The sequence below is a fragment of the Bradyrhizobium sp. Ken64 genome, from assembly GCF_055807555.1.
The window spans coordinates 555993-572653 of the sequence record NZ_JBVVPA010000001.1; the positions used below are offsets into that span (position 1 = coordinate 555993).

Genomic DNA, 16661 nt, shown 5'->3' on the forward strand with positions numbered 1-16661 from the left:
TCATCCCTCATGGTGAGGAGCCCGCGCAGCGGGCGTCTCGAACCATGCAGGCCAAGCTGCAGCAGCGGGGCCTTTCATCCTTCGAGACGCGCGCCAGGCGCGCTCCTCAGGATGAGGATTGAGCGGAAAAATGCGGCCTATTCAAGCCCCCATTGCAACCCTCACACCCGCCCCTTCAACGCGTCGCCGATCTCATCGAGCACCTTGGGGTCCTCGATCGTCGCCGGCATGGTCCAGGCTTCACCATCCGCGATCTTCTTGATGGTGCCGCGCAAGATCTTTCCGGATCGCGTCTTGGGCAGGCGGCCGACGGTGATGGCGAGCTTGAACGCGGCAACGGGCCCGAGCTTGTCGCGCACCAGCGCGATGATCTCCTTCTCGATCTCGGCGGGCGCCCGCTTCACACCCGCCTTGAGCACCAGGAAGCCGCAGGGGACCTCGCCCTTGATTGCGTCCTTGACGCCGAGCACGGCGCATTCGGCGACATCGGCATGCGAAGCCAGGATCTCCTCCATGCCGCCGGTGGAGAGCCGATGGCCGGCGACGTTGATGATGTCGTCGGTGCGGCCCATGACGAAGACATAGCCGTCTTCGTCCTTGTAGCCGGCGTCCGACGTTTTGTAGTAGCCGGGGAATTCGGTGAGATAGGCTTCCTTGAAACGTTCGTCCTGATTCCACAATGTCGGCAGGCAGCCCGGCGGCATCGGAAGCTTGATGACAATCGAGCCCATGGTGTTCGGGCCGACCGGCTTTGCCGCTTCGTCGACCACGTCGACCTGATAGCCCGGCATCGGCACCGTCGGCGAGCCATGCTTCACCGGCAGCTGGCCTAAGCCGACCGGATTGCCGGCGATGCACCAGCCGGTCTCGGTCTGCCACCAATGGTCGATGACCGGCACTTTCAACTGCTGCTCCGCCCATTCCACCGTCGGCGGATCGGCGCGCTCGCCGGCCAGGAACAGCGTACGGAAGGTCGAGAGGTCGTATTGCCGGATGAATTTTCCTTCCGGATCTTCTTTCCGGATCGCACGGAACGCGGTCGGCGCAGTGAAGAAGGCGACAGCCTGGTGCTCGCTGATCACGCGCCAGAACGCGCCGGCATCGGGCGTGCCGACCGGCTTGCCCTCATACATGATCGAGGTCGCGCCGTGCAGCAGCGGGCCGTAGACGATGTAGCTGTGGCCGACCACCCAGCCGATGTCGGAGCCGCACCACCAGACCTCGCCCGGCTTGACGCCATAAAGGTTGAACATGGACCATTTCACCGCGACGAGATGGCCGCCATTGTCGCGCACGACGCCTTTGGGAATGCCGGTCGTGCCTGACGTATAGAGGATGTAGAGCGGATCGGTAGCGGCGACGGGCACGCAAGGCGCCTGCTTGCCGTCGTTCATCGCCTTGCGGCGCAGGCCCGCCCAATCATAGTCGCGGCCGGGCGCGAGGGCGCAGACGAGCTGCGGACGTTGCAGCACGATGCAGGCCTTCGGCTTTGCGCCCGCAAGCCTGATCGCCTCGTCGAGCAGCGGCTTGTACTGCACGATCCGGCCGGGCTCGATGCCGCAGCTCGCCGACAGGATCAGCTTTGGCTGCGCATCGTCGATGCGGGTGGCGAGCTCTTTCGCGGCAAAGCCGCCGAACACCACGGAGTGCACCGCGCCGATGCGCGCGCAGGCGAGCATCGCGACGACGGCCTCCGGGACCATCGGCATATAGAGGATGACTCGATCGCCCTTGGCGACACCAAAATCCTGCATGATGGCGGCGAGCGCCTGCACTTCGGCCAGCAGTTCGGCGTAGGTGAATTTGGTGACGCTATTTGCCAGCGGCGAATCATGGATCAGCGCGATCTGGTCGGCGCGGCCGCGTTCGACGTGGCGGTCGAGCGCGTTGTAGCAGGTGTTGACCACGCCACCGCTGAACCAGCGGCCGTAGACGCCCTGCGAGGGGTCGAAGATCTTTTTCGGTGGCTCGATCCAGTCGATCTCCTTGGCCGCCTCGGCCCAAAAGCCCTCAGGGTCGGACAGCGAGCGCGCATAAACTTCGTGATAGAGGCTCTTTCCGTCGACGTTTCCTTGGACGTTTCCTTGGACGTTCATTCCGGCGCTCCCGTTCCCTTTATTCGCCTAGCCTAGACCTTGTGGCAGGACAAACGTCCCGCCATGACAGGGATCAAGTACCGGCCATGTTTGAGGGGTATTTTCCCGGGAACGGGCCGCGGTTCAAGCTGAAAAGAACAATGCTCAGCTATCCATCGCATTCAGCCGCTGCAGCCGCTCCTGCATGACCCTCTTCAGATCATAGCCCGGGCGGCCGAAGCTCGTATTGCGGGTGGCGAGGAAGTCGCGCTGGGTGCGACGGAGGTCGCCGGCCGAGCGGGACCCGGCCGACTTCAGGACGCGCTCGTAGGTCTCGGCGATCTGGCGATCGAGCACACCCAGCTGCGGATCGGCACAAATCACCTTCTCGACCTCGCGCTTCGCAGTGGCACAATCGAACGACGGGCCATTGCCGGAATTCGCCGCGAGCGGCCGCAGCGGCTCGCCGCCAAATTTCGCGATCTCCGCGATCATGGCGCGGCGGCCGGCGGCGGCGTTGTCGTTGCCGGGATCGAGCCGCAGCGCGGTCTCGTAGTCGGCCAAGGCCTTCTTGCGCTCGCCCATCTTCTTGTAGAGTACGGCGCGATTGTTGTAGGTCTGCGCGAAATTCGGATCGAGTTTCAGCGCGGCCTCGTAATCGCTCAGAGCCGCGCCAAGCTCGCCCTTCAGGTGGTAGGAGTCGCCGCGGTTGGTGAAGAAATTCGGCCGCGGCGCCAGCCGCAGCGCCTGATCGTAATCGGCAATCGCCTTGTCGTACTCGCCCATCGCGGCTAGCGACAGCCCGCGATTGTCGTAATATTCGGGTACCTTCGGATCGAGCCTGATCGCCTCGCCGTCGTCGGAAACCGCCTTGTCGAGCTGGCCGAGCTTCTTGTAGGCGGCGCCACGATTGGTGTAGCTGCGCGGCCGGTTCGGATCGAGCCGCAACGCCTCGCTGAGATCGCGGATCGCCTTCTCGTTGTCGCCTCCGAGATAATAGGTCACGCCGCGGTCGGACCAGGCCTGTGCATTGTCTGGATTCAGCTTGATCGCCTGGTCGTAATCGGCGAGCGCACGGTCGAGCCGGCGCTGGTTGGTGTAGACGACGCCGCGCAACTCGTAGGACTCCGAATCCTGCGGATCGAGCTCGATGGCCTTGCTGAGGTCCGCCGCGGCGCGGTTGAGATCGCCGCCGGCCTCCCGGAGGAGATCGCCGCGCAGGCGCCAGGCTTTTGCGTTTTTGCCATCGAGCGCAATCGCGCGGTCGATGTCCCGCAGCGCCTGCGTGAGGCCGCCCGAGGTCCGCGCATTGGCGTCGGCGCGCACCAGCAATGCCGCGGCGCGATCGGAGGATGGATTTGAGGCTTGGTCCACAATGGCGCTGCAGGCCGGGATCAGCTCAGCCGGGGCGGCCTTGCTCCCCATCACGCAATCGACGCCGGCCAAGGCAGGGGCGACGAGGACGACGCTCATTGCCGCGCTGAGCAGGAGCGAGCGAAACGAGATTTTTGCTAACGAAAACATTTGCGCGGAAGGATGCGTGCCGCACATGGCATAGGCTCCGGGACATCAGGCTTTCACCATTGTCGCGGCGGGGAAGCGATGGGTTCAAAATTGAGCCAGCCAGGGGCGCACCAGCGCCCTTCTCACGAGAAGTCGTCATGCCCAGGCTTGAGGTTGTGGAGGCCTTAAGGCCTCAATACCCGTCCACTCCGTTCAGCCGCTGCAGCCGCTCCTGCATCGCCTTCTTCAGATCGTAGCCGGGCCGGCCATATCCGGCATTGCGGCGGGCGATGAAATCGTCCTGCTCGCGCTGAAACGCCTTCGCTTCGCCCGCATTGCGCGCTTCGCGCAACACGCGCGCGTTGGCGGCAAAGACCTCACGGTCGAGATCAGCGAGCTCGCGGTTGGCGCAGATTGCCTTCTCGATGGGGCGGCGGGCCCCTCTGCAATTGAAGCTGGGCTTGCCCGCGACCGCCATCTGCGCGCCGATCCGCTCGATCTCGCGCGCCATCGCCTTGTGATTGACTTTGGCCTTCTCGTGGTTCGGATCGATCTTCAATGCCGCGCCGAAATCCTGCACCGCCTTGGGCTTGTCGCCCTTCCTCAGCCAGAGCTCGCCCCGTACGTTAAAAATATCGGCGAGACCGGAATCGAGCTCCAGGGCGCGGCTGTCGTCGGCGATCGCGCGGTCGACCTGATCATGCCGAGCAAACAGCGCGCCGCGCGCGATCAGCGCCTTGATCAGGTCGCCTTTCGCCGTCTTCTCGTTGTCGATCACGGCGGCGCAGGCCGTGGCGGCCTTGTCGATGTCGTCGGCTGCGGCAGCCGCGAGGCACGGCGCGATGTCGACCTGCGGGACCGCGGCCGGTTCGCCGCCGGTCGCGGCATGAGCCACGACGAACGAGAGCGCGAAGAGCACCGCGGCGCCGGACCATTGAATGAGAAAACGCATGCTCGTCACAGTCGGAAAGTCTTGAGTTAAGGTCCGGGTTGAGGTCTTGCCTTGGGGCCACACTATCCATCATACGGCCGGATTGGTGCTAGCTTGTGGCGCCGCTCAAATCGGTTTCGGGGATCAAGGTGTCGACATTCGAATGGATCATCGTGCTTCTGCTCGGCGCCGTTGCATTATCGGCGCTGGCGCGGCGGATCAAGGTCCCCTATCCGACCTTTCTCGCGATCGGGGGCGCGCTGATCGCGTTTGTGCCCTCGAGCCCGTCCTGGACGCTGGAGCCCGACCTGGCACTGGCTCTTTTTGTCGCACCGGTCCTGCTCGATGCCGCATTCGACACCTCGCTGCGCGATCTCCGCAACAATTGGGTTCCGGTCTCCACTCTGGTGGTCGCCGCCGTCGGCCTGACCACGGCCGCTGTGGCCTACGCAGCGCACCGGCTGATGCCTGACATGCCCTGGGCCGCCGCGGTTGCGCTCGGCGCCATCGTGGCCCCGCCCGACGCGGCCGCTGCGGTCGCGATCCTGAGCCAGGTGAAACTGCCCTACCGCATGGTCAAGGTCCTGGAAGGCGAGAGCCTGCTCAACGATGCGACCGCGCTTTTGATCTATCGCATCGCCGTTGGCGCGGTCGCCACGGAACATCTGACATGGAATCAGGTCGCGCCGACCATGGCGCTGGCGCTGGTCGGCAGCGTCGTCGCGGGGCTGGTCGCTGGCCGCATCATCCCGCTGTTCATGGAACGCGTGAAGGAAGCGCCGAGCGCGATCATCGTACAGTTCGCCACCACCTTCATGGTCTGGATTGCCGCCGAACATCTCGGCCTCTCCGGCATCCTCACCATTGTGGTCTACGCCATCACCATCGCGCGCACGGCGGGGGCACGCATGCCGGCGCGGTTGCGGGTGCCGTCCTATGCGGTGTGGGAGACCATGGTGTTCGTGCTCAACGTGCTCGCCTTCATGCTGATCGGCATGCAGATGCGGCCGATCTGGACGCGGCTGAACGCGGACGTGCGCTGGGAGTATTGCGTGGCCGCGGCCTGGATCCTGCTCACCGTGGTCCTGGTCCGGCTGGCCTGGATCACGTTCTACCGGACGACGCTGCGCACGCTGGTGGCGCACGGGATCTATCACCCCAAGGACCCGAAGCAGGTCGCCTCGGCCAAGGGCGGCCTCATCATCTCCTGGTGTGGCATGCGCGGCCTCGTCACGCTCGCCACCGCCTTTGCCTTGCCGGAAAACTTTCCGCATCGTGACTTCATCGTCTTCTCGGCGTTCGCGGTCGTGCTCGGCACGCTGGTCGTGCAGGGGCTGACGCTGCGGCCGCTGATCCTGGCGTTCAGCCTCAAGGACGACGATCCCGTCGGCATCGAGGTCGCGCGCGCGCGCGCCGTCGCCTATCGCGCGGCGCTCGACGCGATCGAGGACGATCCGTCGGAGGAAGCGGAAATCCTGCGGCTCGAATATCGCGCCATCCTGATGCAGGCCGACGACGATCCCCATGGCGGCATCACCAACGGCGAATTGCCGGCCGATCCGCTGCGCCGCCGCGCCATTGAGGCCGCGCGCAAGTCGATCTTCGACCTCCGGGCAACCGAGGTGATCGGCGACGATGCGTTCCACAGGGTTGAGGAGGAGCTCGATCGCGCGGAATTGAGCGCGGGGGGTTAAATCCCCGTCCCCGACAAGAGCCCTGCACAGGTGGCTAGGGCTTTTGAACCAAACGCCGCCTCTCCAGACTCATCCCTCATGACGACCCTGATCGACGACCGTCGTGTGCGCGCGCGAGATGCGTCGCCCGCACGATATTTCTATCTCCACATGGCACTGGCCTGCGCGGCCACCGCCTTTCTCGGCTTCGCACCGACCTATTTTGTGCCGCTCGCCAACCGGACATTGTCCGCAAGCCCCGTCATTCATTTCCACGGCCTGTTGTTCTTCACGTGGTCACTCTATTTCGTGATCCAGACCTGGCTCGCCGCCTCAGGCCGCGTGGTCAATCACCGTGCGCTCGGCATCGCCGGCGTTTCGCTCGCGACCGCGATGACGATCTTCGGCTTCCTCGCCTCCGTCCATGTGATGCAGCATTCCGCGGCGCTCGGACAGAAAGAGGCCGGCATCGCCTTCTCGATCGTGCCGATGAGCGGGATCGCGTTCTTCGCAATGGTGTTCGTGCTCGCGATCATGAACACGCGAAAGCCCGAGATTCACAAACGCCTGATGCTGCTCGCGGCGGTCTCCATCCTCGATGCCGCGATCGCGCGCTGGTTTCTCACTTTCCTCGCGCCTCCGGGACCGCCCGGGCCGCCGCCGGTGCCCGTTACCATAGCGCCTGCGGTGGTCGCCTCGCTGCTGCTCGTCGTTGCCATGGTACGCGACTGGCGCACCGAAGGCCGGGTGCACCCGGTCTACATCGCCGGCATACTCGCGATGCTGGCGGTGAAGGTGCTGAACTGGCCGGTCAGCGAGACCGCGGCGTGGCATTCGTTTGCCGGCGGGATTCTGGCGCTGGCGCAGTAATGTCGTCCTGGCGAAAGCCAGGACCCATCACCCCGAATGCGAATTGTTGACAGAGGCTGGAGCCGGCAGCCTTCGCCAAACCGAGCCTTGTGGTAATGGGCCCTGGCTTTCGCCAGGGCGACGAGCAAGGAGCTACGCCCCTGCCTTGCACGTGATCCCGCCGTCCACCACGAGCTCGATCCCCGTCACATATTTCGCTTCGTCCGAGGCCAGGAACAGCGCGGCGTTGGCGACGTCGAAGGCGTCGCCCATGTGGCCCATCGGCACTTGCGCATCGCGCGCGCGCCACATCGCTTCGACGTCGCCCTTGGCGTAACTGGCGGCGAGACCGGCGGAATGCTCCACCATCGGCGTCTTCATCAGACCGGGCAGGATCGCGTTGACGCGGACATGGTGGCGCGCGAATTCGATCGCAGTGGTGCGCGTCATCTGGTTCATCGCCGCCTTGGAGGTGCCGTAGGTGACGTAGGAGATGCCCATGTGGCGGATCGAGGCGATCGACGAGATGTTGATGATGGAGCCGCCGCCCTGTTTCACCATCACCGGGATGACGTGTTTCATGGCGAAATAGGCGCTCTTGAGGTTGACGCTGAAGACGCGGTCCCAGCTCTCTTCGGTCACTTCGACCACGCTGCCCATCTCGGCGATGCCGACATTGTTGTCGAGCACATCGATGCGGCCATAGGCCTTCAGGCACGCCGCGACCATCGCCTCGACCTCGCTCGCGCGAGATACGTCAGCAGTGAAGGCAGTCGCCTTGCCGCCTTCGCCGGTGATGATCTTCGCGGTCTCCTCGGCGGCCGCGCCGTTGCGATCGACGCAAAACACCTGTGCACCCTCGCGCGCAAACGTCACCGCGGTGGCCTTGCCGTTGCCCCAACCCGGCCCGATCGAGCCGGCGCCCACCACCATTGCAACCTTGCCCTCGAGCCGATCCATCGCGTGTCTCCCTTGTTGTTGTTCTTTGTAGCCCGGATGTAGCGCAGCGTAATCCGGGGCCACTGTTCCCGGATTGCGCTGCGCTCCATCCGGGCTACGGATCGTTGCAGACCTTCATCGTGGTGACGTTAGCACCAATGGGATGACCGACAATCTCGGACAACGTCCGACACTTGCCGTCATGGCATAGCCGCCATTCGCCAGCCGCGCCTGAATTGCCCAGTACCACCTCCGGCATCGGCGCGCGCGCGAGCCTCCATTGAAACCAGCCGTCGACGAGCCGCGCCTCAGGCGGCGGCTCCATGCCGGGGCCGGTGCCCTTGACGCGTGCCTGCACCAGTTCGAGCCCGGCGGGGGTGACGCGCCAGTCTTCCTGCCAGTCGACCTTCGCGATCGAATGCGTCCACACCAGCGTGAATGCGGACAGCGCCAGCGCCTTCACGCCTGAGGCTGTGACGAAGCAGAGGCTCACACCGCCTCGACCGGCGCCGGCGGACGCCGCCGCCACTGCCACAGCACGATCGCCGCGGCGAGCAGGAAGCCCGCGGTGTCGCTGAACGGGAAGTCGCCGAGCAGGCACAGCGCGGCGCCAAGCGCAACCACACGTTCGAGGAACGTCAGGCGCGTGAACAGGAATCCGATCGCGACCATGCCGAACAGCGCGATGGCCACCAGGGCCTTCAAGGTCGCCAGCGCCACCGCGCCGTAGAAGCCGAGCTTGGCGGCCATGGGATCGCCGGCCTGCAGCATCAGCGCCGGTGAATAGACGAAGATGAAGGGGATGACGTAGCCGGCGAGCGCGATGCGCATCGCCTCCCAGCCGATCTTGTCCGGATTCTCCTTCGCGATCGGTGCTGCGGCCAACGCTGCCAGCGCTACCGGCGGCGAGAGGTCGGCCATGATGCCGTAATAGAACGCGAACATGTGGCTCGCGATCAGGGGAACGCCGAGTTTCGCCAGCGCGGGCGCTGCGAGCGCTGCCGTGATGATGTAGGTCGGGATGGTCGGGATGCCGGTGCCGAGCAGGATCGACAGCAGCATGGTCATGATCAGCGCCAGGAACAGGCTCTTCTCCCCGAGGCCGATCACCCAGCCGCCGAAGATGGTGCCGACGCCGGTCTGCGACATCATGCCGATGATGACGCCGACGATGGCGCAGGCCATGCCGACCGTGATGGCGGATTTCGCGCTTTCGGCCAGCGCATCGCGGCAGGCGCGCAGGGCGGAAAACCCGCCGCGCACGAACGCAGTGATCACGATCAGCGCGACGACGACGCCTGCGACCGGCACGATCTGAAGACCGTCGCGCGAGAGCGCGGCGACGACGAGCGCGAGCCCGATCCAGAAGATGTAGCGGATGGCCGTCGAAGGCGCGCCCGTCGTGATGGCGGTGCCGAGGATCAGCCCCACCGTGAGCGCGAGCCCCATGCTGCCGGCATAGAGCGGCGTGAAGCCTTCGAACAGCATGTAGACGAGGGCTGCGAGCGGCAGCACCAGGTACCAACCCTTCACCAGCGCCTTCCAGGCGCTCGGGGTCTCCGACTTCTTCATGCCCGTGAGGCCGTGCTTGCCGGCTTCCAGATGCACCATCCAGAAGGCGGAGGCGAAATAGAGCATCGCGGGAATCGCGGCCGCTTTCACGACCTCCGAGTACTGGACGCCGAGCGTCTCCGCCATGATGAAGGCAACCGCGCCCATCACCGGCGGCATGATCTGCCCGCCCATGGAGGCCGTCGCCTCGACGCCGGCCGCGAACGCGCGGCGATAGCCGAACCTGATCATCAGCGGAATCGTGAACTGACCGACGGTGACGACGTTGGCGACGCCGGAGCCGGAGATCGTGCCCATCATGCCGGAGGCGAACACCGCGACCTTGGCCGGGCCGCCGCGGGTCCTGCCGAATAACCCAAGAGAAACGTCGGTGAAGAGCTGGATCATGCCGGCGCGCTCCAGGAACGAGCCGAACAGGATGAACAGGAAGATGTAGGTCGCCGAGACGTAGATCGGTACACCATAAAAACCTTCGGTACCGAACGACAGATGCGTGACGATCTGGTCGAAATCATAGCCGCGATGGTTGAGCGGCGACGGCAGATACTGGCCGAAGAACCAATAGACGAGACAGGCGCCGCACATCAGCGGGAGCGCCGCGCCCATTAGCCGCCGCGTGCCCTCGAAGATCAGGACGGCGAGCAGCGTGCCGACCACGAGATCGAGGCGCGTCGGATCGCCGTCACGTGCGATCAAATCCGCATAGAAGATCCATTGATAGAGCCCGCACAGAAAGCCCGCGCCGCCGATCAGCCAGCCGATCGCGCGGCCGACATCGCTTTTGGCGGTGAAGTTGCCGATCAGACCGAAGGTGAGGAGAATGAGGAAGCCGACATGGACGCCGCGCACCACCTGGCTCGGCAGATAGTTGAAGGCCGCGACATAAAGCTGGAAGGTCGCGAAGGCGATGCCGATCCAGTACGCGAGAGCGCCCCACCAGCCCGGGCCAAAACCTTCCGGAAAACCGTGCTCGAAATTGTCGAACTCGACCTTGATGGGCGCTTCGCTGCCCTCTGCCTTCTCGAGCATTTCAACCCATCCCCAATCGTCGAGCGCTTATAGCATTGGCACGGTCCATCCGCGCCGTCATGCCCGGGCTTGTCCCGGGCATCCACGATCTTCCTCGCCTGGCCTTAGAACGTGGATGGCCGGGACAAGCCCGGCCATGACGTCCGATAACGAGGGTCGACCTTACTTGATCAGCCCCTTTTCCTTGTAATAGCGGATCGCGCCGGGGTGCAGCGGAACCGGGCTGCCGGTGGCCGCCGTCTCGAGCTTGATCTCCTTGCCGGCCGCATGCGCGTTGGCGAGCTCGGGCAGCGACTCGTAGACCAGCTTTGTCATCTGATAGGCGAGATCGTCCGACACCGCCGAGCTGGTGACGAGATAGTTGATCACGGCCGCGGTCGGTACGTCCTTGTCCTGCCCGGTATAGGTGTTGGCGGGAATGGTCGCAGCGACGAAGGGCAGGCCGATCTTGTCGACGGTCTCCTTCGGCACCGACACCACCGTGATCGGGCTCGAGGTCGACAGATCCTTCAGCGAGGCCACGCCGAGGCCGGCCGATTGCAGCGTCGCGCCGAGCTGGCGGTTCTTCATGAGATCGACGGATTCGGCAAACGGCAGATACTCGACCTTGCCGAGATCCTTGTAGCTCATGCCGGCTGCCGCCAGGATCGCGCGCGAATTGAGCTCCGTACCCGATTTCGGCGCGCCGACCGAGAGGCTCTTGCCCTTGAGGTCCGCCAGCGTCTTGATGCCACTCTCGGCGGTCGCGACGATCTGGATGTAATTCGGATAGATCGCGCCGATGGTCCTGAGCTTGTCGAGCTTGGTCTTGAAGCCCGCCTCCTCTTCGCCGTCCCAGGCCGCTTTCAACGAGTCGCCCAGCGTGAACGCCAGCTCGCCGCGACCCTGCTGGAGCAGGATCAGATTCTCGACTGACGCCTTGGTGGCCTGCACCTGCGTCTTCACGTTCGGAATCTTGTCGCCGTAGATCTTCCCGATCGCGACCCCGAGCGGATAGTAGACGCCGGAGGTGCCGCCGGTCAGCACGTTGATGAAGGATTGCGCCTGCGCGCAAGGTGCCGACGCCGCCAGAGCAAGAGCCGCAGCCGCGCCGAAAATCGTCCGTTTCATGATCTTTCTACTCCCCAAACCGGCCGGGAAGTTGGCCGGATGAGGGGAGCGGGTCAACCCATCCAAAAGTCAAAACAGGAGTGCGGTAAATGGCTGTCCTGGCTCGATTTTTGCGGAACCCGGCGGGTGCGGCGAGGTGGCGCAGCCAGATCGGGGCCGCCCCTCACTGGAACGTCATGTCCAGGCATTTGGAGATGTCGGAGCCGAGGCCGGAGGAGATGATGATGCAGCCGCGAACTTTCTGCGCGCCGACGTCGGCGGCCCAGACCGAGTAGCCACCGGGGCCGAAGAACGAATTGGTGTTCGGAGGCTCGGTCTCGGTGGCGTCGAAATCGTAATGGCCGTCGCTCTCGAAGATGCGCGGCTTCTTGGTGCAGGCACCGTCGGTCTGGACGTTGATGACTTCCTTGTTGTCGCGGGTCAGCGCCAGCGAGACCTGGCAGCGGAAATATTCCGAGGTCTTGGTGTTGAAGAGGTAGGTGTAGGACTTGCAGGTCGCGGTGTTCAGCTTGCCTGGGGCCAGGCCGCGGCTGCACGAAATCCGTTGGTTGTGGCTGAGCTGGTAATCATCGGCCCGGGCGGCCGGCGCGAGCGCCGTCAGCATCAGGCCGGCGGCCCAGCAAGCTTTAATGACGAGGTTCATTCGAATCATCCCCTACCCAATGTTTTTGTCGAATTGCGTTCTAGACGGAAAGCGGAACATAGTCGCGCGGGGACGAAGGGAAAATCACAAACTGCTCGGCAAGACGTGATGCGCTGCGGCGCTTTCGCAAATTGACCTGGAAGCACCGTTCGTGATTTGTTCAAGCCGGGAGCCTCGATGGGGAGGATAGGGTGATGGCATTTTCGACAAAGACTCTTTTGGTGACGGCCGTGCTCGGCGCGTTCGCGGCGCCCGCATTGGCGCAGACCGCTGCAACACCTTGGGAGCTCAAGCCCGACACCGGCTACGCCTATGACAAGGAGGGCAAGACCTTTTCCTACAAGATGGGCACGAGCAATGCCGGCGAACTTCTGAAGGGTGCCAAAAAGGTGCCGAAGGGCACGCTGTTCTTCCTCGGCCACAACGGTCAGCTCTACATGCGCAGCGGCCCGTACCTGGAAGGCGACGGCAAGTTCAGGTTCGGGTCGGATCAGTAGGGACGGGACGGCGGGCGACAGCGCCACCACGCACTCGGTGTCATCGTCCGCCTTGTGCGCAATTGCGCACTGGGGCGGACGATCCAGTATTCCAGAGGCAGTTGTGCTTGAACCGAGACGCCGCGGCGTACTGGATGCCCCGCTTGCGCGTGGCATGACAGCTACCGTGAACTAAAACGCCCCGGCCAGTTCCCGCGCGCCGGCATTGTTGCTGTTGCTGTCCATCCTCGTGTCCGTCACCGCCAGCAGCTTCGCCACCGTGTTGTGGCGGATCGCGACCGGGTTGCGCTCGTAGCCGCCGCGCTGGAAGAAGTTCGAGGTCGGCACCTGCTCGCGCATTGCCTGCGGCATCGTCACCATGTCGAGGCCGGTGCCGTCGCCAGTAAGGTTCATCATCTCGAGCTCGGCCGCGCTGAGCGGGCGGGTGTAGCCCTTGGCCCGCGCGAACAGCACCGAGGTGAGCAGCTTGTGGGTCTGCAGCATCGGACCGATATCGATGTCGAGCACCATGGCATGCATGGCCCAGCCCTGCGCGGTGTTGCCGATCTTCTCGTGCTCCGACCAGGAGTCGGGCACCGACTTGGCATGCGCCACCATTTTCTTCAGAACGGTGAGCTTGTGCTCGAGCGACTGACGCGCCGGACCTGAGGTCCGCGCGACCTTGTCAGAGAGCGCGCGGATGAATTCATGGCCTTGCTCGGCCAGCAGCTCGACGCTGTTGGTCGTCAGCAGCTGGTTGTAGCCCATCGCGGTCGAAATGGCGCGCTTGCCGCCATGCTCGATTCCCGCCTGCACGTCGTAACTGCCGGTGCCGCCGGTCTCGAACGCGTAGACCCGCACCGCCTGCTCGCGCGTCAGCCCCGAGGCCAGCGCGTAGCGCGCATAGACGCGCTTGAATTCGACTTCGCCGGACGGCCGCTGCGGCGTGAACTGATAGAGTTCCTGCGCCGCGCGCAGCAGATCGGCGACCACGGGGATCGGCTTTCTCGTCGGACGGTCCGGGCTTTCCTCCGGCTCCGGATTCACCGGCCGTTTCGGGCCGCTATAGAGCGGCGGATGCTCCAGCACGTAATCGTCGAGCGTGATCTGCTGACCGCTGCGCCGCTTGGCGTTGCGACCTTTCCGCTTCTCGGAGATCTGGCTCCAGTAGGCGCCGGCTTCCTGGTCGAAGGCGGCACGTGCCGCCTGATATTCCGCAAGCTTGCGACGATATTCGAGCACGGCGGGCGACACACCGCCTTGCGCGAAAAACTGCGATAACAGCTGGGCTTTGGCATTGCGGACGGCCGGGGGAAGCGCGTCGGATTCGCCACCGCGCGCGGCAGGCGCGAGCAGGACGAGCGCGAGTGGAACCAGTCTCACGGCATTTCGAATCGATCGATGCATGCTGCCCTCTTAGCAGGCATCCGGTAACTGTCACGTTAACGCGCCGTTTACCTCTTTTTCGCCCATCGCGTCACTTCCAGGCGAATACCGGCTGTTCCAGCTCGGTGACGCGGGTGTGCCGTCCTGCCAGCACTTCGCGGAACTGGTAGATCAGCGCCGCCGTCGGTGCGTGGATCAAGCTCGACTGATGATGGAAGCGGATCACACGGCGCGTGCTCTCGGGGATCCCGACGAAATCGAACGCATCTTCGCGCTCGACCGTCGCGAGCGCGATGCGATGGACGGAGGCGACCTCGTCCGGGTTTGGTTTGATCGCGGCACTATCGGCGACCCACACCACGACCGGCGTGATCAGATAGCCGGAGCGGGTCGGATAATCGTCGAGCGTGCCGAGCACCTCCGCGCCGGTGAGACGCAGGCCAAGCTCCTCGTCGAGCTCGCGTAGCGCCGCCTCGACCGGCGTCTCACCGGCATCGCAGCGTCCGCCGGGCAAGGCCCATTGACCGCGATGGGCGCGCAGATGCGATGCGCGCAGCGTGAGCAGCAACGCCGTGTCGTCGTTCTCGCTGGCCGCAGTCAGCGCAACTGCCACCGCGGCGCGCTTCAACGCCGCCGGCGCCTCGTCCTCCGGCAGCCGCGTGAAGGCCGCGCAGGCGGCCGCGATATTCCGCCGTGTGGCATCGTCGAACGGTCTCATCATGCTTGACTACACCACGTCCGGCCCCGATGAAATGAGATCGCACGATCCGCGCAGGAATTGGACGACATGACCAACAAGACAGCCGCACGGCTGAAAGCAGACGGCTGGACCATCCTGGAGACCACGGGCTTCATGCATCTGATCGGCCCCCTGTGGGAGCGCAAGGTCGACGGCCAATACGAATTCGCACTTGCGACCGAGGACAAGCACCACAATCGGCGCGGCATGGTCCAAGGCGGCGTGATGATGACGTTCGCGGACCGTACCTGCGGCATGACCGCCCGCTACGTCTCCGGCAAGGAGTTCATGGCGACGGTGCAGCTCGACACTCATTTCGTCGAAGCCGGCCAGATCGGCGATGTCCTGATCTCCCGCCCGCGCGTGGTGCGCTCGACGCGCAGCCTGATCTTCATGAGCACCGAGGTCAGCGTGGACGGCCGCTGCGTGGTGATGGCCAATGGTGTGTTCAAGATTTTGAAGGGGCCGGGGTAGCGGTGCTACGTTCACTGCGCTCCACACATTCCGCCGTCGTCCCGGCGAAGGCCGGGACCCATACTCCGAGGCAAAAATTGCAGCGCGAAGCTGGTAACTCCGAATCTTCGCCAAACCACATCCTGTGGTTATGGGTCCCGGCCTTCGCCGGGACGACGCTGAGGGATTGCCTAGCTGCGCTCGCAATGACGGAGTTAGCTGGATATGCTGGTCGCTCCAGCAAAGCAGAGGACAGCCTATGCAATATCGCCAACTCGGCCGCAGCGGCCTGAAAGTGTCGCCGATCTGCTTGGGCACCATGATGTTCGGCGGGCCGACCGATGAAGCCACCTCAAGGCGGATCATCGCGAAGGCACACGAGGCCGGCATCAATTTCATCGACACCGCCGACGCCTATTCGAAGGGTGCATCCGAAGAGGTCGTGGGACGCGCCATCGGCAACAACCGTCACGCCTGGGTGCTCGCGACGAAACTTGCGAACCCTATGGGGGACGATCCTAACCGTGTCGGCCTGTCGCGGCGCTGGGTGTTGCAGGCGGCGGATGAGAGTCTGAAGCGGCTCGGCACCGACCACATCGACATCTATTATCTGCACAAGGAAGACCATTCGACGCCGCTGGAGGAGACGGTGCGCGCGATGGGCGACCTGATCCGCGCCGGCAAGGTGCGCTATTTCGGCGTCTCGAACTACCGCGCCTGGCGCGTCGCCGAAATCTGCAACATCTGCGACCGGCTCGGCATCGACCGGCCCGCGGTGAGTCAGCCCTATTACAACGCCATGAACCGCATGCCCGAAGTCGAGCACTTTCCGGCCTGCTCCCATTACGGCCTCGGCATCGTGCCTTACAGCCCGCTGGCGCGCGGCGTGCTGACCGGCAAATACAAGCCCGACGCTGCTCCCGACAAGGAGACGCGCGCGGGCCGCAACGACACGCGCATGATGCAGACCGAATGGCGGCCGGAATCGCTCCAGCTGGCGCAGGAGATCAAGGCCCACGCCGAGAAAAAGGGCATCACCGCCGGCCAGTTCGCGGTCGCCTGGGTGCTGAACTCCGCCTTTGTCTCCTCGATCGTTGCCGGTCCGCGCACCGAGGAGCAATGGGACGGCTACACCGGCGCGCTCGACTATCGCTTCACCGCGGAGGACGAGGCGCTGATCGACAGACTGGTCGTGCCGGGTCATCCCTCGACGCCGGGCTACAACGACCCGGCCTATCCGATCGAAGGACGCCGCGCGCGGACGGCCTAAGCCGGAGACAGGA

The 16661-nt window shown here is 64.5% G+C and carries 15 protein-coding genes; 5 read left to right on the forward strand and 10 right to left on the reverse strand.

All coding sequences use genetic code 11. The annotated features are described in order from the left end of the window. Positions 1-161 precede the first annotated feature (161 nt). The 3 genes from AC0L2F_RS02735 to AC0L2F_RS02745 all read right to left on the reverse strand — a co-directional run bounded on the left by AC0L2F_RS02735 (position 162) and on the right by AC0L2F_RS02745 (position 4530). A complete protein-coding gene (locus AC0L2F_RS02735) occupies positions 162-2096 on the reverse strand; it encodes a propionyl-CoA synthetase (protein WP_473247383.1) in 1935 nt (644 codons plus the stop codon). 144 nt (positions 2097-2240) lie between these two features. Further along, on the reverse strand, positions 2241-3626 hold the full coding sequence (locus tag AC0L2F_RS02740; RefSeq protein WP_473247384.1) for a tetratricopeptide repeat protein: 1386 nt from the start codon (positions 3624-3626) through the stop codon (positions 2241-2243). A 145-nt stretch (positions 3627-3771) separates the two neighbouring features. Then, positions 3772-4530: a hypothetical protein gene (locus AC0L2F_RS02745; protein WP_473247385.1), complete on the reverse strand. Its 759-nt coding sequence runs from the start codon at positions 4528-4530 to the stop codon at positions 3772-3774. 95 nt (positions 4531-4625) lie between these two features. Between AC0L2F_RS02745 and AC0L2F_RS02750 the strand changes: the two genes are divergently transcribed. Beyond that, the gene (locus AC0L2F_RS02750) at positions 4626-6203 is read left to right on the forward strand and encodes a cation:proton antiporter (RefSeq protein ID WP_473247386.1); all 1578 of its coding nucleotides are present in this window, start codon (positions 4626-4628) and stop codon (positions 6201-6203) included. 78 nt (positions 6204-6281) lie between these two features. Continuing rightward, the gene (locus AC0L2F_RS02755; RefSeq protein ID WP_473247387.1) at positions 6282-7052 is read left to right on the forward strand and encodes a hypothetical protein; all 771 of its coding nucleotides are present in this window, start codon (positions 6282-6284) and stop codon (positions 7050-7052) included. Between the two features lie 132 nt (positions 7053-7184). On the opposite strand, the gene AC0L2F_RS02760 is transcribed toward AC0L2F_RS02755, so the two are convergent. The 5 genes from AC0L2F_RS02760 to AC0L2F_RS02780 all read right to left on the reverse strand — a co-directional run bounded on the left by AC0L2F_RS02760 (position 7185) and on the right by AC0L2F_RS02780 (position 12324). Beyond that, a complete protein-coding gene (locus tag AC0L2F_RS02760; protein ID WP_007615404.1) occupies positions 7185-7991 on the reverse strand; it encodes an SDR family NAD(P)-dependent oxidoreductase in 807 nt (268 codons plus the stop codon). A gap of 94 nt (positions 7992-8085) precedes the next feature. Next, positions 8086-8463, reverse strand: a complete 378-nt coding sequence (locus AC0L2F_RS02765) for a DUF1850 domain-containing protein (protein ID WP_473247388.1) — start codon at positions 8461-8463, stop codon at positions 8086-8088. After that, on the reverse strand, positions 8460-10571 hold the full coding sequence (locus tag AC0L2F_RS02770) for a TRAP transporter permease (RefSeq protein WP_473247389.1): 2112 nt from the start codon (positions 10569-10571) through the stop codon (positions 8460-8462). Before AC0L2F_RS02770 ends, AC0L2F_RS02765 begins: the two co-directional genes overlap by 4 nt. A 162-nt stretch (positions 10572-10733) precedes the next feature. Next, positions 10734-11681: a TAXI family TRAP transporter solute-binding subunit gene (locus tag AC0L2F_RS02775; RefSeq protein WP_063994144.1), complete on the reverse strand. Its 948-nt coding sequence runs from the start codon at positions 11679-11681 to the stop codon at positions 10734-10736. A gap of 163 nt (positions 11682-11844) precedes the next feature. Further along, the gene (locus AC0L2F_RS02780; RefSeq protein WP_007615413.1) at positions 11845-12324 is read right to left on the reverse strand and encodes a hypothetical protein; all 480 of its coding nucleotides are present in this window, start codon (positions 12322-12324) and stop codon (positions 11845-11847) included. Positions 12325-12518: 194 nt separating this feature from the next. Between AC0L2F_RS02780 and AC0L2F_RS02785 the strand changes: the two genes are divergently transcribed. Continuing rightward, positions 12519-12821, forward strand: a complete 303-nt coding sequence (locus AC0L2F_RS02785) for a hypothetical protein (RefSeq protein WP_473247390.1) — start codon at positions 12519-12521, stop codon at positions 12819-12821. Between the two features lie 171 nt (positions 12822-12992). Here the strand turns inward: AC0L2F_RS02785 and AC0L2F_RS02790 are convergent, their stop codons facing one another. Then, complete coding sequence (locus AC0L2F_RS02790; protein ID WP_473247392.1) at positions 12993-14207, reverse strand: hypothetical protein; 1215 nt, start codon at positions 14205-14207, stop codon at positions 12993-12995. Positions 14208-14277: 70 nt separating this feature from the next. Further along, on the reverse strand, positions 14278-14907 hold the full coding sequence (locus AC0L2F_RS02795; RefSeq protein ID WP_473247393.1) for an NUDIX hydrolase: 630 nt from the start codon (positions 14905-14907) through the stop codon (positions 14278-14280). Between the two features lie 66 nt (positions 14908-14973). On the opposite strand from AC0L2F_RS02795, the gene AC0L2F_RS02800 reads away from it, so the two are divergent. Further along, positions 14974-15399: a PaaI family thioesterase gene (locus tag AC0L2F_RS02800; RefSeq protein ID WP_473247394.1), complete on the forward strand. Its 426-nt coding sequence runs from the start codon at positions 14974-14976 to the stop codon at positions 15397-15399. Positions 15400-15637: 238 nt separating this feature from the next. Next, positions 15638-16648 carry an aldo/keto reductase gene (locus AC0L2F_RS02805; RefSeq protein ID WP_473247395.1) on the forward strand — a complete coding sequence of 337 codons (1011 nt, stop codon included), beginning with the start codon at positions 15638-15640 and terminating at the stop codon, positions 16646-16648. Positions 16649-16661 lie beyond the last annotated feature (13 nt).